Annotated in this window: 15 protein-coding genes and 1 pseudogene; 15 read left to right on the plus strand and 1 reads right to left on the minus strand. The window is 69.1% G+C overall.

Going from position 1 to position 23,694, the window contains the following annotated elements; all coding sequences use genetic code 11:
• Positions 1 to 259: 259 nt before the first annotated feature.
• From ACFT4A_RS01510 to ACFT4A_RS01580, 15 genes and pseudogenes are all read left to right on the plus strand, one after another.
• Positions 260 to 1,050, plus strand: a pseudogene (locus tag ACFT4A_RS01510) (enolase C-terminal domain-like protein); the annotation flags it as partial.
• A gap of 77 nt (positions 1,051 to 1,127) precedes the next feature.
• Positions 1,128 to 2,060 carry an aldo/keto reductase gene (locus ACFT4A_RS01515; protein ID WP_382824896.1) on the plus strand — a complete coding sequence of 311 codons (933 nt, stop codon included), beginning with the start codon at positions 1,128 to 1,130 and terminating at the stop codon, positions 2,058 to 2,060.
• A gap of 67 nt (positions 2,061 to 2,127) precedes the next feature.
• Complete coding sequence (locus tag ACFT4A_RS01520; protein ID WP_382824898.1) at positions 2,128 to 3,165, plus strand: zinc-binding dehydrogenase; 1,038 nt, start codon at positions 2,128 to 2,130, stop codon at positions 3,163 to 3,165.
• Positions 3,162 to 3,941 (plus strand): SDR family oxidoreductase, encoded by a 780-nt coding sequence (locus tag ACFT4A_RS01525; protein WP_382824900.1) that lies wholly within the window; start codon positions 3,162 to 3,164, stop codon positions 3,939 to 3,941. The genes ACFT4A_RS01520 and ACFT4A_RS01525 overlap by 4 nt, the downstream gene beginning before the upstream one ends.
• Positions 3,942 to 4,040: 99 nt before the next feature.
• A complete protein-coding gene (locus ACFT4A_RS01530) occupies positions 4,041 to 6,284 on the plus strand; it encodes a glycoside hydrolase family 95-like protein (RefSeq protein ID WP_382824902.1) in 2,244 nt (747 codons plus the stop codon).
• 64 nt (positions 6,285 to 6,348) lie between these two features.
• The gene (locus ACFT4A_RS01535) at positions 6,349 to 7,632 is read left to right on the plus strand and encodes an ABC transporter substrate-binding protein (RefSeq protein WP_382824904.1); all 1,284 of its coding nucleotides are present in this window, start codon (positions 6,349 to 6,351) and stop codon (positions 7,630 to 7,632) included.
• The gene (locus ACFT4A_RS01540; RefSeq protein WP_382824906.1) at positions 7,629 to 8,534 is read left to right on the plus strand and encodes a carbohydrate ABC transporter permease; all 906 of its coding nucleotides are present in this window, start codon (positions 7,629 to 7,631) and stop codon (positions 8,532 to 8,534) included. Before ACFT4A_RS01535 ends, ACFT4A_RS01540 begins: the two co-directional genes overlap by 4 nt.
• Positions 8,535 to 8,556: 22 nt before the next feature.
• Complete coding sequence (locus tag ACFT4A_RS01545; RefSeq protein ID WP_382824908.1) at positions 8,557 to 9,456, plus strand: carbohydrate ABC transporter permease; 900 nt, start codon at positions 8,557 to 8,559, stop codon at positions 9,454 to 9,456.
• Positions 9,457 to 9,582: 126 nt separating this feature from the next.
• Positions 9,583 to 10,626: a substrate-binding domain-containing protein gene (locus ACFT4A_RS01550; RefSeq protein WP_382824909.1), complete on the plus strand. Its 1,044-nt coding sequence runs from the start codon at positions 9,583 to 9,585 to the stop codon at positions 10,624 to 10,626.
• A gap of 160 nt (positions 10,627 to 10,786) precedes the next feature.
• On the plus strand, positions 10,787 to 12,772 hold the full coding sequence (locus ACFT4A_RS01555; protein ID WP_382824911.1) for a carbohydrate binding domain-containing protein: 1,986 nt from the start codon (positions 10,787 to 10,789) through the stop codon (positions 12,770 to 12,772).
• Between the two features lie 34 nt (positions 12,773 to 12,806).
• Positions 12,807 to 15,263, plus strand: a complete 2,457-nt coding sequence (locus ACFT4A_RS01560; RefSeq protein WP_382824912.1) for an RICIN domain-containing protein — start codon at positions 12,807 to 12,809, stop codon at positions 15,261 to 15,263.
• A gap of 451 nt (positions 15,264 to 15,714) precedes the next feature.
• Positions 15,715 to 17,001: an RICIN domain-containing protein gene (locus ACFT4A_RS01565; RefSeq protein WP_382824913.1), complete on the plus strand. Its 1,287-nt coding sequence runs from the start codon at positions 15,715 to 15,717 to the stop codon at positions 16,999 to 17,001.
• Between the two features lie 443 nt (positions 17,002 to 17,444).
• Positions 17,445 to 19,331 carry a glycoside hydrolase family 97 catalytic domain-containing protein gene (locus ACFT4A_RS01570; RefSeq protein ID WP_382824914.1) on the plus strand — a complete coding sequence of 629 codons (1,887 nt, stop codon included), beginning with the start codon at positions 17,445 to 17,447 and terminating at the stop codon, positions 19,329 to 19,331.
• Between the two features lie 199 nt (positions 19,332 to 19,530).
• Positions 19,531 to 20,916, plus strand: coding sequence for a sigma-70 family RNA polymerase sigma factor (locus ACFT4A_RS01575; RefSeq protein WP_382824916.1), 1,386 nt, complete (start codon positions 19,531 to 19,533; stop codon positions 20,914 to 20,916).
• Between the two features lie 241 nt (positions 20,917 to 21,157).
• Positions 21,158 to 21,982 carry an RNA polymerase sigma factor gene (locus ACFT4A_RS01580; RefSeq protein WP_382824918.1) on the plus strand — a complete coding sequence of 275 codons (825 nt, stop codon included), beginning with the start codon at positions 21,158 to 21,160 and terminating at the stop codon, positions 21,980 to 21,982.
• 138 nt (positions 21,983 to 22,120) lie between these two features.
• On the opposite strand, the gene ACFT4A_RS01585 is transcribed toward ACFT4A_RS01580, so the two are convergent.
• On the minus strand, positions 22,121 to 23,620 hold the full coding sequence (locus ACFT4A_RS01585; protein WP_382824920.1) for a hypothetical protein: 1,500 nt from the start codon (positions 23,618 to 23,620) through the stop codon (positions 22,121 to 22,123).
• Between the last annotated feature and the right edge of the window lie 74 nt (positions 23,621 to 23,694).

A 23,694-nucleotide genomic window follows, 5' to 3' on the forward strand; every position in this document is an offset into this window, starting at 1 on the left:
CTTGATCTTAAGTCGACCGTCGTTGTCCTGATTGATGCATAAACTATGCCCATTTTCAGGATAACTTTTCACATGGGGTGGACGGAGTGACGGCGAGCGCTACAAGATACATCCCATGTCTCGCTCTCTGAGGCCTTGATCGGCATCCATTCGCATCCCGTCACGCCTTGAAAGGGCGGTGGGCATGAACCTCATCACCGGGGTCGACGCGCTGGACGTACGCTTCCCCACCTCGCGGCAGCGCGACGACGAGGGGCACGGCCTCGCGTTCATGGCCGCCGCCGCTGTCGTGAACGCCGTGCGGGACCGCTACGGCCGGCTCACCGGCACGCCGGTCTGGCGCCTGCCGGCCGAGACGAGCCCCGAACAGCTGTTAGCCCTCGTCGACTTCCGCTACCTCCACGACGCGCTGACCCCGCAAGAGGCTCTCGGCATCCTCCGGGGTGCCGAGCCCGGCCGGGCTGAACGACGGCAACGCCTGCTGGAGCACGGCTGCCCCGCCGACCCCGCCGCCGATCTGCGCCGGTTGCGCTCGGCACGCGAGACCGTCGGTCCCGGGGTGAGCCCACCTCCCCGGACGACCTCCTCGGCCACGTGGCCATCCGGGACCGCGCGGCCCCCGTCAAGGTCGCCACGGGGGAGCACTGCCACCACCAGGTCATGTTCAAGCAGCTGCTCCAGGCCGGCGCGATCGACATCCTCCAGCTCGACGCGAGCCGGGTCGCCGGGGTCACCGAGAACGTCGGGATCCTGCTGCTCGCCGCCGAGTTCGGCATACCCGTGTGCCCGCACGCCGGCGGCGTGGGCCTGTGCGAGATGGTCCAGCACCTGTCGATGTTCGACTGCGTGGCCGTCAGCGGCAGCACCGACGACCGTGTGATCGAGTACGTCGACCACCTCCACGAGCATTTCACCGCGCCCGCCCGGATCAGCGGCGGCCGCTGTGTGACGCCCACCGCCCCCGGCCTCGGAGCGCAGCTGCGCCCGGCCTCGGTGGCCGATCACCTGTACCCCGACGGCCCTGTCCGGAGCCGCTCCGCCAGGGGCTGAAACCCACCGCCACCGGTGCGCCCCCGCCGTGCTCGCTCACCTCACCCGCTTCTCCGCTCCACACTCCTGGATGGCAGATGCGATACCACCGACTCGGCCACACCGACTTGACCGTATCCGAACTCGCCTTCGGCGCCGCCCCGTTGGGCTCGATGTTCGGTGTGTTCGCCGAGCAGGACGGCGTCGACGCCGTCCGCACGGCCCTCGACGCGGGCGTCAACCTGTTCGACGTCGCCCCCTACTACGGAGCCACTACAGCCGAGACCGCGCTCGGCGACGCCCTGCGAGGTGTCGACCGCGACACCTATCTGCTCGCCACCAAAGTGGGGCGATACGGCCTGGCGGACTTCGACTTCAGCGCCCAGCGGGTCAGACGCAGCGTCACCGAGAGCCTGCGCCGCCTCGGCACCGACCACCTCGACCTGATCCAGTGCCACGACATCGAGTTCGGTTCGCCGGCGCAGATCGTCGCAGAGACCATTCCCGCACTGCGCGCACTCCAGACCGAAGGACTCGTCCGCCACGTGGGTATCACCGGATATCCGCTGCCCATGCTCGCCCATGTCGCCGCGCGAGCCCGTGTGGACACCGTGCTCTCCTACTGCCAGTACACCCTGCAAGACCGGCGGCTGGCCCGCTGGGAGGAGTACTTCACCGCGTGTGGAGCGGGCGTCGTCAATGCCGCGCCGCTCGCCATGGGGGCACTCACCCGGCAGGGAGCGCCGGACTGGCACCCCGGCTCCTTCGCGCTGCACGCCCGCTGTGCCGAGGCCGCCGATCTGTGTGAGGCCCTCGGCGGCGACCTCGCCAAACTGGCCTTGCAGTTCTCCGTCACCGCCACTCCCGCCGCCACCACGGTGGTCGGTACCAGCAGCCCTGACGAGGTCCGCCGCAACGTGGCCTGGCTGGCCGAGCCGATCGACCGGGAACTGCTCCGGGCCGTCGAGACCTGTCTCGAGCCGGTCCGCGATCGAGGCTGGAGCAGCGGTCGGGGCGCCGGCCCGCGCTGACCTCGGCCACCGCCCACGAGGCCTGACGCCCTCACCGCTCATCGACCACCCACCATCGGAGGCCCCGATGCGCCAAGCCACCTATACCGGCAAGGGGACGGTGCTCGTCCACCAGGCCGACCCGGTACCGCCCGCCGCCGGACAGGTCCGTATCGATGTCGCGTACACCGGTATCTGCGGCACGGACCTGCACATCTTCCACGGCGCGATGGACGACCGCGTCACCCCGCCCACCGTCCTCGGCCACGAGATGGCCGGCCGGATCGCCGAGGTCGGGGACGGTGTCACCCGCTGGAGAGCGGGCGACGCCGTCACCGTGATGCCGATCGCCTCGTGCGGTGACTGTCCTGCCTGCTCGGCGGGGCACGCCCATGTCTGCCACCGGCTGGTCTTCCTCGGCATCGACCGCGACGGAGCGATGCAGAGCAGCTGGACGGTCCCGGCCGACCTCCTGGTACGTCTGCCGGAGGGCCTGCGCCTCGACCACGCCGCGCTGGTGGAACCCACGGCCGTCGCCGTTCACGACGTACGCCGCGCTCAACTGTGCCCCGGCGAGAAGGCCGTCGTGTTCGGCGGCGGCCCGATCGGAGTCCTGATCGCCTCCGTGGCCCGCCGGGCCGGAGCCCAGGTGCTCATGTTCGAACCCAACGCCCAGCGACGGGCCATCGCCCAGCGCCTCGGACTGACCTGCGCCGATCCGCACACCAGCGACGTCCGTGCCCTGGTGGAGGAGTGGACCGGCGGCGTGGGCGCGGCAGTCGCCTTCGAGGTGTCCGGCTCCGCCGCGGGTGTCACCGGCGCCGTCGACTGCCTCCAGGTGCACGGACGTCTCGTGGTGGTGGCCATCCACCCCGTCGCGCGTGAAGTCGAACTGCACCGGATCTTCTGGCGGGAGCTGACCGTGCTGGGCGCCCGGCTCTACTGGCGCCAGGACTTCGAGCAGGCGGCCCGGCTGCTCGCCGCGGGCCGTGTCCCCGTCGGCCTGATCTCCAGGATCGAGCCGCTCACCCGCGCCGAGGTCGCCTTCGACGCTCTCGACTCCGGCGCCGGCGTGATGAAGGTCCTGATCGACTGTCAGAGAAGCGAAGGGAACGGACCGGCATGACCGCCGATTCACACCAGCGGCTCTTCGACCTGAGCGGTCGGCTCGCGGTCGTCACCGGCGCCAGCCGGGGCCTGGGTCTGGCCATCGCCGAGTCGTTCGCCGCCGCCGGAGCCGACATCATCGCCGTGAGCGCGAATCTGCCGGCCTCCGGAAGCGAGGTCTCCGAGCGGGTCACCGCCCTCGGACGGCAGTGCCGCACGCTGCGCGCCGACTTCGCGGACCGGTCGGCCGTCACGGCTCTCGCCGCCGAACTCGGCTGCCTGGAGCGGCCGGTGGACATCCTCGTCAACAACGCCGGCACCATAGCCCGCGCACCCGCGGCGGAACACACCGACGCCGATTGGGATCACGTCCTGGCCGTCGACCTCAGCAGCCAGTTCGTCCTCGCGCGCGAGATCGGCCGGCGGATGCTGCGCCGAGGATCCGGAAAGATCATTTTCACCGCCTCGCTCCTCAGCTACCAGGGCGGAATCTCCGTCCCGGGCTACGCCGCCGCCAAGTCCGGCATCGCCGGCCTCACCCGGGCCCTGGCCAACGAGTGGGCGGCCCGGGGCGTCAACGTCAACGCGCTCGTGCCCGGATACGTCGCCACCGACAACACCCGTGCCCTGCGCGAAGACCCGCGGCGCAACGCCGCCATCCTCGACCGCATCCCCGCCGGCCGCTGGGCCACGCCACAGGACATCGCCGGTGCCGCCGTCTTCCTCGCCTCTCCCGCCTCCGACTACGTCCACGGAACCCTGCTGCCCGTGGACGGCGGCTGGCTCGGCCGGTGACCGCCGACCGACACCGGCAAACCCGAAAGGACAGGCCCGGTCCGCCTCCCATCGCTGTGCCGTTCGATCACCCCTCGCGCCGAACCGAGCAGAGGACCCATGAACACCACCGACCCACGACCTTCCCCGGACCACCCGGCATCAAGAGACCGGCTTGTCACCCGCACCGACTGGCGGTGCTTCCTCAGCGGGCTCGACCCCGTGTGGCAGGCCGTCCCCACCGGCTTCCACGACGGCCCCTTCCTGGGCAACGGCGGTCTCTCGGTCTCCCTGCGCAGGCCGAGACACGCCACCCGGCTGACCCTCGTACTCGGGGACAGCCGGGTCCGCGACCACCAGGAGGCCGGCGGCCCCCTCTGGGGCGGGACACGATTACCGATCGGCCGCCTCGTCCTTACGACGCGGGGGGAGGTCACAGGCGTCGACCTGCGCCTCTCCCTCTGGGACGCGGAAGTCGCCGGCACCGTCGAGACCACCCGCGGCACCGTCACCATCAGGGTGTTCGTCCACGCCTCGAAGGATCTCCTCGTCGTGAACTGCCGCCCGCTGCGGGGCGCGGAGCAGGTGTCCTGGAGGTTCGTTCCGCAGGCGGCCGTCCCTCCCCGGGAGGCGTTCTACCCCGAACAGCGCCCGACCGGGCTCAAGGACAACCCGCTTCCCGTGCTGACCACACGCGACGGCGAGAGCGTCTGCACGCAGGATCTGGCGTGCGGCGGACGTACCGAGACCCGTTGGAGCACCCGCACCGAGCCGGACGGCGAGACCACCACCCTGCTGTGCACGGTGGCCCACAGCGCCACCGACCCCTCGGCGAGCCACACGGCGGTCGCCGCCATGGCCGACGCCGCCGAGCTGCCGACCGACCGGCTCGTCGCCACCCATCGCGACTGGTGGCACGCCTACTACCCGAAGAGCTTCCTCTCGGTCCCCGACGGCCGGTTGCAGAGCTTCTACTGGATCCAGATGTACAAGCTGGCCTGCGCCACCCGTGCGGACAGGCCGGTGCTCGCCACCCATGGCCCCTGGCTGGAGCACACCCCCTGGCCCGCCGCCTGGTGGAACCTCAACGTCCAGCTCGCGTACTGGCCGATCCACCCGACGGGTCACACGGAACTCGACTCCTTGCGCACCGCGTTGGAGAACGGCGAAGCCGGACTGCTCGCCTCGACCCCGCCCGCCTACCGCGGCGACTCCCTGGCCATCGGCCGCTCCAGCCAGGACGACCTGCGCAGCGAACCGGCCGGCGTCCCCGGGCGGACAGAAGTACTGCCCGAGACGGGCAACCTCCTCTGGGCCCTGCACAACGCCTGGCTCGCGTACCGGCACACCATGGACGAGACCTTCCTGCGCACGACGGTCTTCCCCCTGTTGCGCAGAGCCGTCAACTACCACCTGCACTTCCTCACCGAGGACGACTCCGGCCACCTGCACCTGCCGGCCACCTACTCGCCCGAGTACGGCATCACGGCCGACTGCAACTACGACCTCGCGCTGCTGCACTGGGGGTGCGGGACGCTCCTCGACGCAGCGGCCCGGCTCGGGATCACCGACCCGCCGGCGGACCGGTGGCAGTACGTCCTCGATCACCTCACCCCACCGCCGCGGAGCGCTGAAGAAGGCCTCCTCATCGGCCGCGACCTGCGGCTCACCAGCTCCCACCGGCACTACTCGCACCTGCTGTGGTTCCATCCACTCCACCGGCTCGACGTCGCCGACCCCGGCAACCGGGCCCTCCTGCAGCGGACCATGGAGCACTGGCTCAGCCTGACCGGCGAACTCCAGGGCTACAGCTTCACCGGGGCCGCGTCGATGCACGCGCTCCTCGGCGACGGCGACGCGGCACTGGTCCGGCTCGGCGAGCTGCTGGACACCTATGTCGAACCGAACACCATGTACGCCGAGACGGGCCCGGTCATCGAGACGCCGCTGTCCGGCGCGCAGAGCCTGCACGACATGCTGCTGCAGAGCTGGGGCGGCATCATCCGGATCTTCCCGGCCGTCCCCCGCGCCTGGGCGGACGTGACGGTGCACGACCTGGTCGCCGAGGGCGCCTTCCGGATCAGCGCCTGCCGGCGTGACGGTGTCACGCGCTGGATCCGCGTCCGCAGCGAGGCGGGGGAGCCCTGCCTTCTCGCACCGGGCCCCCTCACGGGCGCCGCGGCTGTCCGCCCGCTCGACGGGCTCCCCGGACCGGCCACCTGGAGCCGGTGTGACGACGGCCTGCTGCGGATCAGCCTTCCTCCCGGAGCCGAGTGCCTGATCACCGGTGCCGGCGACACCCCCGACCTCACCGTCGAGCCCGTCGACTGCCGCACCTTCCGCTGGGGCCTGCCCCATTCCTGAAGCGCCCATCGGGCCGCACCCCACCGCATCCACCTGATCGACCATCACCGAACAGGACACGCGTATGAACATCACCGCCCGTACCAGAAGAATCGCCGCCGTAGCGGCTCTCGCGCTCGCCACCGGCACGCTGAGCGGCTGCGGCTCCTCCTCCGATGACGAAGGCGACTCCCTCACCTACTGGTCGATGTGGAACCAGAACGAGCCGCAGGCCAAGGTCATCAAGACGGCGTCCGACCAGTTCACCAAGGACACCGGCATCAAGGTGAACATCCAGTGGCAGGGCCGGCAGGTCATCCAGAAGATCACCCCGACCCTGAGGAGCGGCGCGGCGGCAGACCTGGTCGACAACTCGGTCAACGCGCTCGGCACGCTGGTCTCCGCCGGTCAGAACGCCGACCTCAGCCCGGTCTACACGGCGAGGATTCCCGGCGAGAACAAGACCGTGGCCGAAGTCATCCCGGAGAAGTACAAGGCCTACCTCAACGACAAGAACGGCAAGCCGTTCATGGTGCCGTACTCCGTAGCCACCGAGGGCGTCTGGTTCGACGCCGCCAAGTACCCGGAGCTCGCGGCCACCCCGCCGAAGACCTGGGAGGACCTCGTCGAGAAGCTCGACGCCATCAAGGCGACCGGTGTCGCCCCGATCGCCCTGCCCAGCAACGACCCCTACTGGACCCTGCTCACCCTGCAGCGCCAGTTGGGCACCGAGGGCGTCCGCGAACTCGCCGCCGACAAGACCGGGGCCGCCTGGGACGACCCCGGGGTCCGCGCCGCCGTGGAGAAGGTCGAGCACCTGCGGGACAACCACTTCATCAAGGGCTACGAGTCCACACAGGGCACTCAGGCCCAGACCAGCTGGGCACAGGGCAAGGCCGCGTTCTATCTGAACGGCACCTGGGTGCCGGGCGAGAGCAAGCCCAACGTCGACGCCGATTTCAAGTACGGCAACTTCCAGCTCCCCGCGATCGACGGCGGCAACACCGCGGTCGGCGTCAACTTCTTCGGATTCGCCGTCCCCAAGACCGCCGAGCACGCGGCGGAGGCGGAGAAGTTCATCGCGTACTTCATGAACAAGAAGCACCTGACCGGGATCGCCACCCAGGCACTCAACATAGCCCCGCGCCCCGACGTCCCCGCTCCCGAAGAGCTCGCGGCGGTCGCCAAGGCGCTCGACGGCAACGACGTCTACGCCGATCAGGCACGGTTGTTCGTGGACTACGCGGCCTGGGCGACCAAGGCGTACACCCCGAACGTGGTGCGTTTCATCCAGGGCGTGACGAGCGCGGACGAGTTCATCGACCAGACCAAGCGGGCCTCTGTCGACTTCTGGAAGGCCAACCCGTGAGCGCGACCACCCGGTCGCCTTTGGAACGTCGCCGGGGACGGATCTTCGCACCGTTCCTGGCGCCGGCCGTGGCCCTGTACACCGCGCTGTTCATCGGGCCCACCCTGTACTCGCTGTACACCAGCTTCACCGACTGGGACGGGATCAACTCCCCCGAGTGGGCGGGCACCCGGAACTACACGCAGCTGCTGAACGACCCCGCCTTCCGCTCCGCGTTCGGCAACACCCTGAAGATCGTGTTCGGAGTCGGCGCCGCGATCTTCGTGCTGAGCTTCGGCTTCATGCTGATGCTCCGTGAGATGCGGGGCCGCCGGGTGATCCGCGGGGTGATCTTCCTGCCCCACATCGTCTCCTCCGTCGTCCTGGCGATCTTCTGGGGCGTCCTGCTCAGCCTGGACGGCTTGCTGAACCAGGCCCTCGACGGGATCGGGATCGACCCCGTCGAGTGGCTGAGGCCGGGCTGGACGATGAGCGCCATCCTCGTCGCCCTGGTCTGGATCAACACGGGCTACTACGTCACGATCCTGATGGCCGGCGTCGACCGGATCCCCGTCTCCTTCTACGAGGCGGCCCGGCTCGACGGCACCAACGCCTGGCAGCGTTTCCGCCATGTCACCCTGCCGCTGTCCTGGGACGTCACCGCGGCCGCAGCCGTGCTCTGGACCATCACCTCCGTGAAGATCTTCGAGTTCATCCTCGCCTTCGGCGGCAACCAGGGCGCTCTGCCGCCCACCTACCAGTGGAACAACGCCATGTTCGTCTACGGCGAGACAGTCGGCGGCATCACCCCGGTGAACCAGTTCGGATACGCGGCCGCGTCAGCCGTGACGACCCTTCTCTTCGTCGCGGTCCTGGTGATCGTGCTCCGTCGGCTGATGCGCCGTGAATCGCTGCAGTTCTGAAACCATCAGGAAGGTACCCGCGATGACCACCACCGTCGCGACCGAGCCGGCCGGGCCCCGGGCCCCGGCCAGGACCCCCCGCCGCAGACGCCTGGCGCGCGTCCTCGCACGCCTGCCGGGAACAACCGCCGTCTGGCTGTTCACCGGTTTCTGCCTGTTCGCCTTCGCCTTCATGCTGATCAGCTCGTTCAAGGCCAGCAGGGACATCCTGGAGCGCCCCTGGTCCCTTCCCGCCACCCCGCGCTTCGAGAACTGGGCGACGGCCTGGAACGACGGCGGCTTCGGGCCGGCGTTCATCAACTCGACGGTGCTGGTGGTCACCGCGTCGGCCGTGACCGTCGTCATCGCCGGTCCGGCAGCGTACGTGCTGGGCAGGAGGCCCGGCCGGCTGTCCAACGGCCTCAACCTGTACTTCGTCCTGGGCCTGGGAATTCCCGTCCAGGTGATGGTCCTCCCGCTCTACGCGCTGATGAACTCCCTGGAGCTGATCAACAGTCTGTTCGGCCTCTTCGTGCTCTATGTCGTCGTCTCCTTGCCGTTCACCGTCTTCCTGCTGACCTCGTTCTTCGCCTCGCTGCCCGCCGAACTGGAGGAGGCGGCGGCCCTCGACGGGGTGTCCGCGGCGATGACCTTCTGGCGGATCATGCTGCCGCTCGCCCGCGGGGGCCTGCTGACCGCGACCCTGCTGAACGCGATGGGAATCTGGAACGAGACTCTTCTGGCGCTGATGTTCATCCAGACCAACGACAAGTTCACCCTTCCCCTGGCCCTGCTGAACTACTTCCAGCAACAGCAGTTCACCGGCGCGGACTTCGGCGCCCTGTTCGCCGGGGTATCGATCTCGATCCTCCCGATGATCGGCCTCTACGCCTGGCTCGGACGCCGCATCACCGAGGGCATCACCATGGGCGCCGGCAAGTGACCACGAGGGCGGGCGCCCGGGGCACCGGCGCCCGCCCCTGTCCTCTCCACTGCCGACCTATCGAATTCGATGTCATTCGATCGAATGATAGATTCGACTATGTTGGGCAACCAAGGGAGGGGCGCCATGTCCGCTGCCGCCGACAGGCGCAGAGAGGGGATCCTCGCAGCGCTCCAGAGTCTGGGGACGATCCGGGTGACGGATCTGGCCCAGCACCTGAACATGCCGGCGGTCACGCTGCGCCGGGACGTGGCGGCACTCGCGGAAGCGGGTCTTGTCAGCCGGTCCCATGGCTCCGTCTCCCTGCCGAACAGAGAGGCGGGAGGGCCGGCCCTCGGCCTGCTCGTGCCGACGGTGGGGCAGTACTTCGGAGAGGTGATCGCTGGTGCGCGCGCTGCCGCCGGAGCCGCGGGCGCCCACCTGACGCTCGGGATCTCCTCCTATCAAGCAGAAGCCGACCGCGCCCAGGTGGAGCAACTGCTCGCCACGGGGGTTGAGGGGTTGCTGCTCGTTCCCCACTGGATGCCGACCCGGTCGGCGGACGACCTGCTCTGGGTCGGTGAACTGCCGGTCCCGGCCGTCCTGGTCGAACGCCGGGCGCCGCACGGAAGCCCTCTCGCCGAGCTGGACTCCGTCGGCTCCGACCACCACCACGGAGTGTTCATCGCCCTGCGGCACTTGGCCGCGCTCGGTCACGCGCGGGTCGCCCTGGCCGCCCGCAAGGACACCTGGACAGCCCTGAAGGTGCGCGATGCGTACGCCGAAGGCTGCGCGCTCCTCGGACTGCCGGCCGAGCCGGTGATCGACATCGATGACCCCGCCGCGCATGCCGAGGACGTCGCCCGGCAGATCGTCGAAGCCGTTGAAGGCGGGGTGCGAGGCGTGCTCGTTCACAATGACCAGGACGCCCTTCAACTGTCCCCGTCGCTGCGTGACAAGGGCCTGCGGATCCCCGAGGACATCGCGCTGATCAGCTACGACGATGTGGTCGCCGCCCTCGGCGCCCCACCCTTGACCGCCGTCTCACCTCCGAGGCACGCCGTGGGCGCCGCGGCCGTCGAGCTGATCCTGCGCCGGCTCAAGAGTGACTCGGCGCTGCCCGTCCACCACCTCGGCCTCCTGCCGGAGTTGAAGGTCCGAGCTTCCTGCGGCGGTGCACCGAGCGTGTGAGCCTGACTGCCCTGCCCCGGTCCAGTCAGATCACTGACCGCGATGAGGCGGATCATTCGCTCAATGTTCGGTCTTTTGATACGAACATGTTGACTCGCTCACATGCTCTACCTACGGTGCGAACGGGCCCCTCACTCCTCCCCGATCCGGGAGTCCGACCATGCTCCTGCCTGCCGTACTCAGACGCGCCGTACTCGTACCGCTGACCGCCGTGATCCTCGCTCTCCAGAGCCTCCTCCCGGCCGTGGCGGCGACTCCCACCACCTGGTACCTCGACTGCTCGGCATCCCGCAACGGCACCGGCCGCCATGCCAGCCCCTGGAACAGCCTGGCGACCGCCAACGCCCATCTGTTCCGGCCCGGTGACCGGTTGCTGCTCAAGCGCGGCACCACCTGCAAGGGCACTCTCAAGCCGCGAGGCTCCGGCACGGACGGCGCGCCCATCACCCTCGCCGGCTACGGCGCGGGCCGCGACCGCCCTGTCGTCTCGGGCGACGCCGCCGCCACCGAGAAGGCCGCGGTTCACCTCCACAACGTGGAGCAGTGGGAGATCCGCGACCTGGAGATCACCTTCCCCGACAGCTCCACCGCCAGGCGCGAGCGCAACGGCCTCCTGGTCGAGATCGCCGACCTCCCGGACGGCGTCGGCACCCACTACGTGGTCGACGACGTCCATGTGCACCACGTCGACGGCGACGCCACCAAGTGGTCCAACGGCATCCAGTTCCGTGTCTCCGGCACCACGAGGCCGACCAACTTCGACGACGTCCTGGTGCAGAACTCCCGGATCACCGCCGTGGACCGGGAAGGCCTCACCAACCGCACCACCTGGATGTGCAGGCCGATCTACGGCTCCGGCGACGGCTGCGGATCCACCGTCAACTGGCGTGCCAACACCGGGATCGTCTTCCGTGGCAACAGCGTCAGCAACACCGGCGGCGACGGCATCGTGGTCCGTGCCTCCAGCCACGCCCTGGTCGAGCACAACACCGTCCACGACATCGCGATGCGCCCCATGGGCTCCAACGTCGGTATCTGGACCATCAACAGCGATGACACCCTCATCCAGCACAACGAGGTCCACCACGTACGCAAGCTCCCCGGCAACGGCGACGGCCAGGCATTCGACTCCGACTACGGAAACAACCGGGCCGTGTTCCAGTACAACCACAGCCACGACAACGAGGGCGGTTTCATGCTCTTCTGCGGCGGCTGCGGAACAGGCTCCAGCAGTCACGGCACCGTCGTCCGGTACAACCTCAGCCGCTCCGACAAGGGCCGGGTCTTCGACGTCACCAAGGACGACAACGCCAGGGTCTACAACAACACCGTCTATCTCCCCGCAGGGTCGCGCACTGCCGTCGTCCATCAACGGGCGGCCACCACCAACATGGTGCTGAGCGGCAACATCTTCTACAACCTCGGCTCCGGCGGCTACTCCGGACCGAAGTACACGCCCTCCGACTTCCTCTGGAACGGCAACACCTTCTACGGCCACCACCCGGCCGACGAGCCTGTCGACGCAGCCAGGAACACAGCTGACCCGAAGATCGAGAACCCGGGCGGCACGAGGCCCGGCGACTACCGGCTGACCCCCGGCTCCCCGGCGCTCCGCGCAGGAGGACCGGTCGCGGCGGGCGCCACCGAGGACTACTTCGGGTCACCCGCCCCGGGAGTCTGCCGCCCCGACGCGGGGTTCCACCAACTGAGCGACTTCGACGACGGCGACTGCCCGGCCCCCGACCTCGCCATCGACACCGGATTCGAGTCGGGCACCCTCGCTGCCTGGTCCCCCTACGGGAGCGTCGGCGTCGTCACGACGCACACACACAGCGGACTCCACGCCGTACGAGTCGGTCCGGCTCAGGCCGCCGTCGAACAGGTCGTCCAGCTCAAGCCCCACACCACGTACCGGCTGAGCGGGTACGGAAAGGTCTCGTCCGCCGGCACCCAGGTCTCGCTCGGGGCCAAGGGTTACGACGGCGCCGGCTCCTCCACCCGCCATGTCTTCACCCGCACCTCCTACACCAGAGGTTCCACCACGTTCACCACCGGTGCCACGTCCGACACCGCCAAGATCTACTGCTACGCGCGCTCGGGCACCGGCAACGGGTACTGCGACGACATCACCCTCTTGGAGAACTAGCCGTCCCCCAGGTCAGGTTGGAGACCCATCCGTCATGCACACGGCTCAGCGAACAAGAAGCCGCAAAGCTCCCTGGATCCGGGCCGTCACCGGTCTGATCGTCTGCTGCGCACTCCTCTTCAGCGGGAACACCATGCCGGCCGCCACCGCGGCCCTAGCCTCGACGGAGATCACACTCGACGGGGACAGCGCCGGACGAACCTTCGACGGCATCGGGGCGATCAGCGGCGGCGGTGGCAACTCCCGCCTGCTGCGCGACTACCCCGAGCCACAACGGTCACAGATACTCGACCACCTCTTCAAGCCGGGCCACGGCGCGGCCCTCCAGATGCTCAAGGTGGAGATCGGCGGCGACACCAACTCCACCGACGGTGCCGAGAGCAGTCACCAGCACACCCGGGACACCGTCAACTGCGCCGCGGGATACGAATGGTGGCTGATGAAGGAGGCCAAGCAACGCAATCCGTCGGTCAAGCTCTACGCCCTGTCCTGGGGCGCGCCCGGTTGGATCGGCAACGGCGACTTCTGGTCCCGGGACATGATCGAGTACCTGATGAACTGGCTCGACTGCGCCAGGCAGCACGATCTGTCCATCGACTACCTCGGTGGCTGGAACGAGCGTGAGTACGACGCCGCCTGGTACAAGGACCTGGCAGCCACGCTCAGAGCGGAGGGCCACACCACCACCAAGGTGGTCGGCGCGGACGACAACTGGGACATCGCCACCAGCATGCGCGCCGACAGCGCCCTCCAGGACGCCGTCGACATCATCGGCGCTCACTACCCGTGCGGGTACCGGTCGCCGATGACCAACTGCGCCACCACCACCGACGCACTGGCCACCGGCAAGCAACTGTGGGCCGGCGAAACCGGCTCCGACGACGCCAACGCCGGAGCACCGGCCATCGCACGCGGCATCAACCGCGGGTACCTGGACGCCAGGATGACCGGCTTCCTCAACTGGCCGCTGGTCGCCTCCCTCTACCAGAACCTGCACTACAACACCATGGGCCTCGTCATCGCCGATCAGCCCTGGTCAGGGGCGTACAGCGTCGGACGCAGCACCTGGGCCACCGCACACACCACGCAGTTCACCCGGCCCGGCTGGAAGTACCTGGACACCGCGTCCGGCTATCTGGGCGGCAACCGCGCCCACGGCAGCCATGTCAGCTACCGGGCGGCGGACAAGTCGGCATGGAGCACCGTCTTCGAGACCATGGACGCCACCGCCCCTCAGAACGTGACCCTCAGGACGGCCGGCGGCCTGCCGGGCGGCGCGCTACGCGTCTGGTCCACCGACCTCTCGGACCGCACCACCACCAGCCACCTGGTGCGCGGCGGCGACCTCACCCCCACGGCCGGGGCCTACACCCTCACCCTCCGGCCCGGTCGGATCTACACCGTCACCACGACCACCGGCCAGGGCTCGGGAACCGGGACGGGTCCGATCCGCTCACCGCTCCCGCTGCCCTACGCGGACAGCCTCGCAGGCACCGGGCCAGGCCAAGAGGCGCGCCTCTTCTCCACCATGAACGGCGCCTTCGAGACGGCGCCCTGCGCCGGCGGGCGCGCCGGCCGGTGCCTGAGGCAGCAGGCCCCGCTCTCCCCGATCCGCTGGACCGACGAAGCGAGCAATCACCCGTACACCCTCATGGGCGGACTTCACTGGGCGGACTACACGGTCGGTTCGGACGTCCTGCTGGAACAGCCGGGCACCATCGAGATCCTCGGCCGCGTCGGCACCCAGCGCCGCAACAACAAGGGACTCAACGCCTATCACCTGCGTCTGTCCGACACCGGCCGCTGGTCGCTGCAGAAGACCGACAGGAACTGGAACTTCACCACTCTTGCCGACGGCAGGGTCGCGCCCCCCGGCACCGGCACATGGCACCACCTCGCCCTCACCTTCGAGGGCGACACCATCACCGCGCGCATCGACGGCACCGAGGTCGGCACCGCCAGGGACGGCAGCTACGGCGCCGGTCAGATCGGGCTCGGCACGGGCGGCTACCACGGCGCACAGTTCAGCAGGCTGAAGGTCACCCCCGGCTCCGATGCCGCCCTCGACGGCACCTACACCCTGGTCAACGCCAACAGCGGCAAGGTGCTCGACGCCCACGCCCGGGGTACGGCCGACGGGACGCCTGTCGTCCAGTGGGATGCCCACGGCGGCACCAACCAGCGGTGGCGCCTGACCTCGACCGGTGACGGGTACTACACGATCACCGGCGTCGCCGGCGGGAAGGTCCTGGCCGTCTCCGGGAACTCGGTTCTGCCCGAAGCACAGCTCAACTTGTCGACAGGCGACAAGAGTTCTGGTCAGCAGTGGCTGGTGGCGCGGTCCGACTCGGGTGGCTTCGTCCTCGAGAGCCGCCTGCACGGCCAACTGGCCGAGGTATCGAAGGCGTCGAAGGCCGCGGGTGCCAAGGTCGTCCAGCAGCCCGCGAGCGGCAGCTCGCACCAGCGCTGGAAACTCGTCCCCGTCCGCTGACCAGGGGGGCCGAGCCGATTCTCTGCCCCGTCCCCGGACCGGCCTGGTGGCGGCCGGACCGGGGACGGGAAGCGCGCCCGGTTGGGGGTAGCGGAGGCGGGCGGCTTGTCGAGGCGATTCGCCTCGGCGACGTGCGTTCGATATGGCTCCTTTCCTTCGCGGATCAGGTTGCGGTTCTGGACGGAGCGGAGGACCGATCCTCTTCGATCGGTCACTCCGTCCGGCGATCTCCAGCTCCGCGGTGCTGTTCCCTTCGACCGGTGTCCTGCTTCTTGAGGGGTTCTCGTGGGAGGGACCTGGAAATCCGCACCCCGTCCCGGTCGTTTACCAATCCTTTACCGTCGCTCACGTTTCTTGGCTTCATGCGCGCCATGCTGTACCTTCGCCGGGCGATCTCCAGAACTCCTTCCGATGCATCCCTGTCCCCGGGTCCTCCAACGTTGGAGAGCACGTGGCAAGGAACAAGCACAAGGCGACGCGCATGGCCGCGGTCCCCGTGGCCATGGCCGTCGCGGCCGCGCTGGGCTGGGCAGCTGTCGGTATGCCCGGGTGGGCGAGCGAGGAGCAGGCGGAGAAGAAGTCCTCGTCGGCCGCCGCCACCACGACGCCCCCGGTCGCCTGCGACCAGCAGGACAGTTCCAACAAGGGCTGGTACCAGCCGGTCTACGTTCACCGGGCAGGCAAGGACCCGGCGGCCGGGGTGAAGAGCGTCCGCCACATCATGTGGAGCGCCGACCAGATCTTCGAAGCCAGTGCCAAGCGCTTCGGCCAGGGGGACAGCCGCCGTCTGCGCTTCGTCCAGGACAAGGACTGCCAGATCGACGTCATGAGCGTCGCTGTTGACGGCTTGCCGGGCAGGCCCTCCTTCCCCCAGGCCCGCATGAAGGCGGAGGCGGCCGTTGCCGCCGAGATCCGCAAGGCTCCCGCGGCGGTCAAGAAGCGGTTCAAGCGCACCCGGCCGGTGTACTTCTTCGACACCAAGCCGCGTGGCTGCGGCGCCGCCACGACGCCGAAGGCACGCCTGCGATCCTCCATGTTCAGAGGGCGGGCCGCTGTCTCGTGGGGCTGTGCCACCGTCCCCGCGGTCACTCATGAGATGGTCCATCAGTTCGGTGTCAGTCACTGTGACAACAAGCGTGACCAGGGCGGCGATCCCATCTGCCGTGGATACGACCGCACCCCGCGCTGTGGTGACCTCATGGCGAACGTCTTCCTGGACTGCGCCAAGGACGAGTTCTCCTACTTCCGCCCCCGGCCCGAGTCGGGCAGCATGCTGGCCGAGCGGCCCGGGTACAACATCGCCAACAGCCCTTATCTGATCAAGGATCAGCCCGCTCCCGCCCTCGAGATGCGGCTCGCCGGGAAGCGGGGCGGACTCTGCCTGGGGCGCGGCGAGGGTGACTCGGTCGTCCAGCAGGACTGCGGCTCCGGCGACAAGCAGGTCTGGTCGAGGGCCATCGGCAAGGACGGTTACCTCACTGTGGCGCTGAAGGGCACCGACAAGTGCCTGACCGCGCCGTCCGGCAAGAGCGCGACGGTGCTCACCACCTGCGCAGCCGGTGACAAGCGTCAGCAGTGGTGGATGCCTTCGGGGCGGGGGAACGGAGCTGACGTCTATCAGCTCGTCAACCACGAGACCCGGAAGCCGCTTCGGATCGACGGCAAGGGCGAGGGAGCCTCTGTCGCCCCCTCCGGCCGTGGGCCGGCTGCCGGGTTCCGGATGCTGCTGACCAAGTAGAGCGGCACCTGAGCCGGGTGCCGACTCGGCACCCGGCTCAGGGTGACCCGCGGGGCACGGCAGGCAGGAAGTCGCCGTGCCCCTTGCTCCCTGGATCCTTCTGCCCCACCCCTCGCCTGGCCCTGCCCTGCCCAGATGCCCGACCCGTTCCACCAGGAGGTGGCTCCGATGCCGCCACGAACTTCTCTCGCACTCATTCGTCGCGCCGGTGACAGCGGCGTGACGCCGATGCGCCGCGCACCGAGCAGCGTCCAGTGCCCCGAGCCGCAGACCGGCCGACGTCGGCCTGGCTCACGGCCGGTTCGGCCGCTACGGCCCCTACGGGCTCGCCTCTCGGGCACCGTCGGCGGCTTGGAGACATCCGGTCTGTCCAGATGAGATCCCACTTCAGTGATCACGAACGAAAGGCGAACATGAACGAGCGCAAGCACAAGCGACATGGCTTGCTGAGATCCAAGGCGATGCTCGCGGTCGGTATGGCCGCGCTGCTCGGCGGCGCGGCTCTCACCGCACCTTCAGCGCTCGCCGAAGGCGACGGCGAGGTCTGGGCGGTGAAGCAGCCTCAGTCGTCCTCGGCGGCGCTCACCGCCACCGTCGCGCTGGACGGCTCCGGGGCACTGACCCTCGCGGTCCGCCGTGGTGACACGACCGTCCTGCAGCCCGCCCCCCTCGGGCTGGTGACCGACCAGGCCGACCTGACCACCGGACTACGGCCGAAGGGCGGCCGCAGCGACCGCGAGGTCACCGAGAAATACACGGCTACCACAGGCAAGCGACTGAAGCGCGAATCCCGGATGACCGAGACCCGGCTGTCGTTCACCGGCGCCGAGGGAGACCGCATGGACCTGATGGTCCGGGTCTCCGACCAAGGGGTCGCGTACCGCTACGTCCTGCCGGACGTGAAGAAGGGAACCGTGCGCCGAGAGGCGTCGGCATTCCAGCTGCCCGGCAACGCGAGAGCGTGGCTGACGAAGTACCACCCCGCTCATGAGCAGCACCACAGCGAGAGCACGGCCTCCCGTGCGCCCAGCGGCTCCTTCGGCTACCCCGCCCTGTTCCAGACGGGGGAGTCGTACGTGCTGCTGTCGGAGTCCGGCGTCAACGGCGGCTACGCCGCCGGCAGGCTCACGCACAAGTCCCGCAGTGGGCGGTACTCGGTCGCGTTCGCCGAGGGCAAGGTCGTCATCGGCGGCGCGCTGACCACCCCGTGGCGCGCCGCGGTCATCGGTGATCTTCAGACGGTCGTCCAGTCGACGTTCATCGACGACATCGCCCCGGCCTCCCGGATCAAGGACACCTCGTGGATCCGCCCGGGCAAGGTGGCCTGGTCCTGGCTGGCGGGGGCCAGGCCCGTGCAGCGCAGCCTGGAGGCCCAGAAGAAGTTCGTGGACTACAGCGCCGCCCACGGCTGGCCGTACACCCTGGTCGACGACGGCTGGGCCGACGAGAAGTGGATGCCCGAGCTCGTCGAGTACGCCTCCTCGCGCGGGGTGAGGATCCTGGCGTGGATGCCGTGGACCGACCTGGACACCGCGGCTGAGCGCGGCACCGTCCTCGCGCGGATGAACGAATGGGGCATCGCCGGACTGAAGATCGACTTCATAGGCTCCGAGTCCCAGGAGCGCTTCAAGTGGTACGACGAGGTCCTGAGGGCGACCGCCGACCACAAGCTGCTGGTCAACTTCCACGGCTCGACGGTGCCCAACGGCATGCAGCGCACGTGGCCCCATGTGATGACGCTCGAAGCGGTACTGGGGGCCGAGTACCGCCGGAACGGGCCGACCGCCAGGGACGTGGCGACGTACCCCTTCACCCGGAACGTCGTGGGATCCGCGGACTACACGCCCATGGCTCTCCAGCGGAAGAGCCATCCGCACTCCACGGCCGCCGAGCTGGCGCTGTCCGTCGTCCTTGAATCGGGCATGCAGAACTTCGCCGGATCGTTGGAGACCTACTCCGAGCACCCCGGGATGGAGCGCTTCCTGGCGCAGGTGCCGACCGTCTGGGACGAGACCCGTCTGCTGTCCGGCCGGCCGGGAAACGGTGCGACCTTCGCGCGCAAGAGCGGGGACCGATGGTTCCTCGGGGCCTACCTGACCGGTGCCGCGCACACGGAGCGCACGCGGCTGGACTTCCTCGGCGGCGGTCGCTGGCTGGTGGAGACGGTGCGGGACGGCAAGGACGGGCTTGTTCGCGAGACACAGCGGGTGGACAGCGCGGACACCCTCATGGTCCGCGTTCCGGCTAAGGGCGGATTCGTTGCCGTGGCGTGCCCGGACAAGCCGGACCTCAAGACATGTGACCGGCCGGTCAGGGGCGGCAAGGGGTAGCCGGGACCGACCCGGTGAGAGGAGCGGCCGGCCGTGCCGCACGGCTGCTCCGCCCCTGCGTACCAGGGAAGGAAATGAAGTTCGCACGCGCGAACAGATGAGGCCGTCCGCGGTCTCCGTCGTTCTCGTCCACGGGTCCGTTCAGGACCCTCCTAGGGGAAGCCAAGTGCCGATGTCCACAGCACAGAAACGTTCCATCGTGAACTGGACGGATGAGGAACTGGCCGCGCCCCTGCGTCGCGGTGAGTCCGGGGACGAGCAACTCGCGGAGCTGTACGAACGCCACCGCGGGGCCGTCCGCTCCTTTGCCGCGTCCTTCTGCCGAGACGGCTACACGGCTGACGACCTCACCTCCGAGGCGTTCACGCGAACGATCGACGCGATTCGAAAGGGTGGCGGCCCTCGTGGGCCATGGCGGCCCTACCTGATGACGGCGGTCCGTCACATAGCCGTGGACTGGGCCGCCGACAGGAACCGCACCCAGCCGAGCAGTCAGGTGCAGGACCGGGTCGACGAAGCGCCCGGGGGAGAGGAGCTGACGCTGGACCAGGAGGAGAACCACCTGGTCGTGCAGAGCTTCCAGCGGCTGCCCGAGCGCTGGCAGACCGTGCTGTGGTACACGGCCGTGAAGGGCGAGCCCACCGCCACGGTCGCGGGCCGACTCGGCATCAGCGCGAGCGGAGTCGCCTCCTTGGCCGAAAGGGCCCGCGAAGGCCTGCGCGAGGCCTACCTCAGCGTCCATGTGCACGACAACGGCGGGGAGGATTGCGGGCGTTACGGCCGACTCCTCGCTGCCGTCGTGCGGCGCAGGGCGAGACGGCCGGGCAGAGACCTGAAGCGTCATCTGGCCGACTGCGGCCACTGCCGCCAGGCCCTACGCGACCTGACCGACCTCAACTCCCGGCTGAGGGCCGTGCTGCCGGGAGCGATCCTGTTCGAAGAGAGTGTGAGAGTCCTGATCGCCAAAGGGGCGGCGGCCGGGGGGCCCATCCCGGCCTGGGCAGGCGGCTCCACGACCGCTCTCGTCAAGGGGGCGGTCACGGTGGGCGCTTCGGCCGCTCTCGGTATCGGTGGCTACTTCCTGCTCGCTCCGACCGAGACACCGCTGCCCGCGCCGCGCCCGCCCCAGTCGGCGTCAGCCTTGTCACCGTCCGCGACGCCCGCCCCCCAGCCCCCGCCGGACCTCCCGACGGAGAAACCGACACCTTCTCGCTCCCTCCCGGTCGCACCGTCGACGGACACGGCCGAGCGCGTACTCCGGGAAGGTCTTCGTACGACACTGCGCTCCGTCCCCGATGGGCGCTGTCTTGAGCCGGCAGGGCCCCGTGCGGGCTCCGCGGTGCGGGGCGGGGGCTGCGACGGCGGCGCCGGCCAGACGTGGGCGCAGCTTCACTTCCTGGGCTCCGAGGTGCTCCTGCGCAACTCGGCGACCGGCCTCTGCCTGCGTGCCCCCGGACCCGGCGCGGCGCGGGAGACCCAGGTGGCCTGTGACCAGAGCGACGACCGTCAAGTGTGGCGAGTGCAGTTCAGCCTGAAGCACCGTTCCATGGCCGTCAGCGGTGGCAAAAGGACCTACCTCACATGATCCGGAGCAGGCTCACGATCAATAAGGACACCAGCTCATGACCCGCGCGCAGGCACGTACTCGCCGTTCCACCCGCCGCCGGTCCTCGCCGGCCGAACAGGATCGACCGACCGCCGGCACACGCCGGGGCGAGGTGCCGGTGGGCGGCGGTCCCGGATCCGGCGGCGCCGGCTCGACACGTCATACAGGGACCACCGCCACAGCCGAACGCGTTCGGGCGGCGCTCGAGTGCCTGAAGCTGATGGCACTGCGGCAGCGCTGGGCCGCGGTCGGCGACACACTCGTCGTGGACCGTGTCTGCCGGGGCAGCGGTGAGGCGCTCAGTGTCCTCGTCGGACGCCACCAGGCCGCGGTATGCGGCTACTTGAGCACCTGTCTCATGGACCACGCGACAGTGGAGCGGGCCACGGAGGAGACATTCCGACGTGTCCTCGAGGCGGCCGAGCGAGAGGACGCGCTGGCGATCAACCGGATCCGGCTGCTCGCCACGGCGCGTACGGTGGCCGTCCAGACCTGGAACGCCGATCCCGGAGCCGGTGCGGCCACCCCGGAGTTCCTGGAGTGGATCGCGGCGGGCGGCGCGTGGCCCCTCGCGACTCCCGCGGCGCTGTACGACGCCTTCCGGTGTCTTCCTGTGCGCTGGCAGGTGACCTTGTGGCACATCGCCGTGGAAGAGGACGATCCCGCTCTGATCGGCGACGTGCTGGGCGTCTCGTCCACCCGGGTCAGATCACTGGGGCACAAGGCCCGCCATTCTCTTCGGGACTTCTACCTGGCCGCCTACGAACGAGCGGTCGTCGACCGCCCGGCGTGCCTCTCCTACGCGCGGGAGCAGGTGGTCCTGGCCACCCGCTCGCCGGGCACGACCATGACCGAGCATCCCCCGAACTGCCGCCCCTGTGCCCGTGTGGAGCGGAACCTCGCCGATATCGACGCCGGGCTCCGACGACAACTGCCGGGCATGTTGCTCGGCTGGTGGAACGACGGACGCTACCGGCAGATGAAGGCGCTGGCCCTCCGCGACGGAGACCCGCGTCCTGTGGCTCGACGGATCCGGGACACGTGACCGCGGCCGCCGGCGATCAGTTCCTCGAACGGAAGAGCCCCGCCGGCGTGGCCGAAACGGACACCGACGGGGCATGGAACGGTCTTCAACGCCGCGGCGAGACGGTTGCGTTGTCGTCGTCGCACCGTCTTGCCGGGCTCATGAGCCCGGAGTCCAGAATTCGATGGACAGCGGAGGAACGGTGAGGGTGAGCTTCGGTCCCTTCTGGCCATCGACGCTCACGTTGTTCGTCTCCGCGCGCGGACCGTACCGGTGGCCCGCGAAGGTACCCCGGCTCCGGGTGTCGACGGTGTAGGTGAACGCGTCCTTCTTGGACGCGTTGGTGACGACGAAGACCGGATCGCCCTTGGGGGTCTGCCAGGCCATGATGCGGTGCAGCGGGTCCGGCTTGCCGTCGGCGTTCGCCGGCTCGTCGACGTGGTAGCGGACGGAGTCCCACGGCATGTACCGAAGGAATCCTGCCACCGCGTTCCAGTTCAGCGGGTTGAAGGACCAGTGACGTGGCTTCAGGTCCGGGAACCGGTCGAGGTGCCTGCCGAGCGGCGAGCGCCAGTAGCCCAGCGCGTAGCCGGTCGCCTCCGCGTTGGACGTGGGCTTGAGGGCGTGCAGCCAGAACCAGGAGGGCGCGTTCTGGAACGTCATCCAGTTCATGATCGACTGGGCCGTGCGGATGGTGTGCTGCGGCGTCACGCTGCCGTAGTGGAGGTACTCGAACTCGTTGTTGAACACGGGCTTGCCCACGCGGCCGGAGGTGAAGTCGACCTCTATCTGCTCGGTGCTCGGCGTCCCTACTCGATGGAAGGTCCATGCGTCCACGTGACGGACGGCGTCGGGGTCCGCCTTGATCGCCGCGCCGATCTTTCCCTTCCAGCCATCCTGACTGTCCGCGATGACGAGCGTCTTCGGATACTTCTTCTTGATCTTGGGCGCGACGGCCTTGAAGGCCTTCACATATTCGTCGGGCGTGTACGTGCAGGACGAGTACTTGGTCGACTCGCGGGGCTCGTTCTGCAGGCCCCACATGGAGATCGGCACGCCCCGGGCGGCGAGGTAGTCCAGGTCGCCCACCATGGCGTCGCCGAGGGCGCCCAGGGCCTCGGGAGAGAACGAGGCGAGCTTCCCGCCGATGTAGGACTTGTTGTTCTTCCAGCCGGGGGCCGGTGACCAGTACTCCGCGGACACGCCCTCGATCCCTGTCCGCTTGATCATGTCGGCCAGCAGATCCGTCTGGCCCTTGTAGCGGTCGACGATGTGCTTCTTCGTGGGGTCCAGACCTCGGTGGTACAGCCCCATGGCCAGCCGGCAGTAGCGGAAGCCCCGGTCGCCGCCGCCCATGAGCATCTGCCGGTAGAACCGGTCGCGTTCGCTCTCCGTCAGGTCGTACGGGACGCCGCTGATCACCTTGTCGTCCATGCCGTTGTTGCCGGATCCGATGGAGTCCGACTGGATCTCGAAGCCCAGGCCCCAGATGGTCTGCCGGGGGGACTTGTCGAAGCGGATCGTGTACGCGCCCGCCTCGGCCTTCGACGCGCCCATGGCGTCGGACTGACCGAGCGTCGGCCAGAGAACCGCTCCCGCACCGGTCGCGGCTGCTCCGGCCAGCACGGTTCTGCGGGGGAACGCTTTGTGGGACGGCATGCGTGGGTCTCCTCAGGTGGGTGGTCGAGTGCGGGAGAAGCTGCTTCACTTCCGGCTCCGCGGCGCCGACGGCG

The organism is Streptomyces sp. NPDC057099 (genome assembly GCF_042671245.1).
GTDB classification, from domain to species: domain Bacteria; phylum Actinomycetota; class Actinomycetes; order Streptomycetales; family Streptomycetaceae; genus Streptomyces; species Streptomyces purpurascens.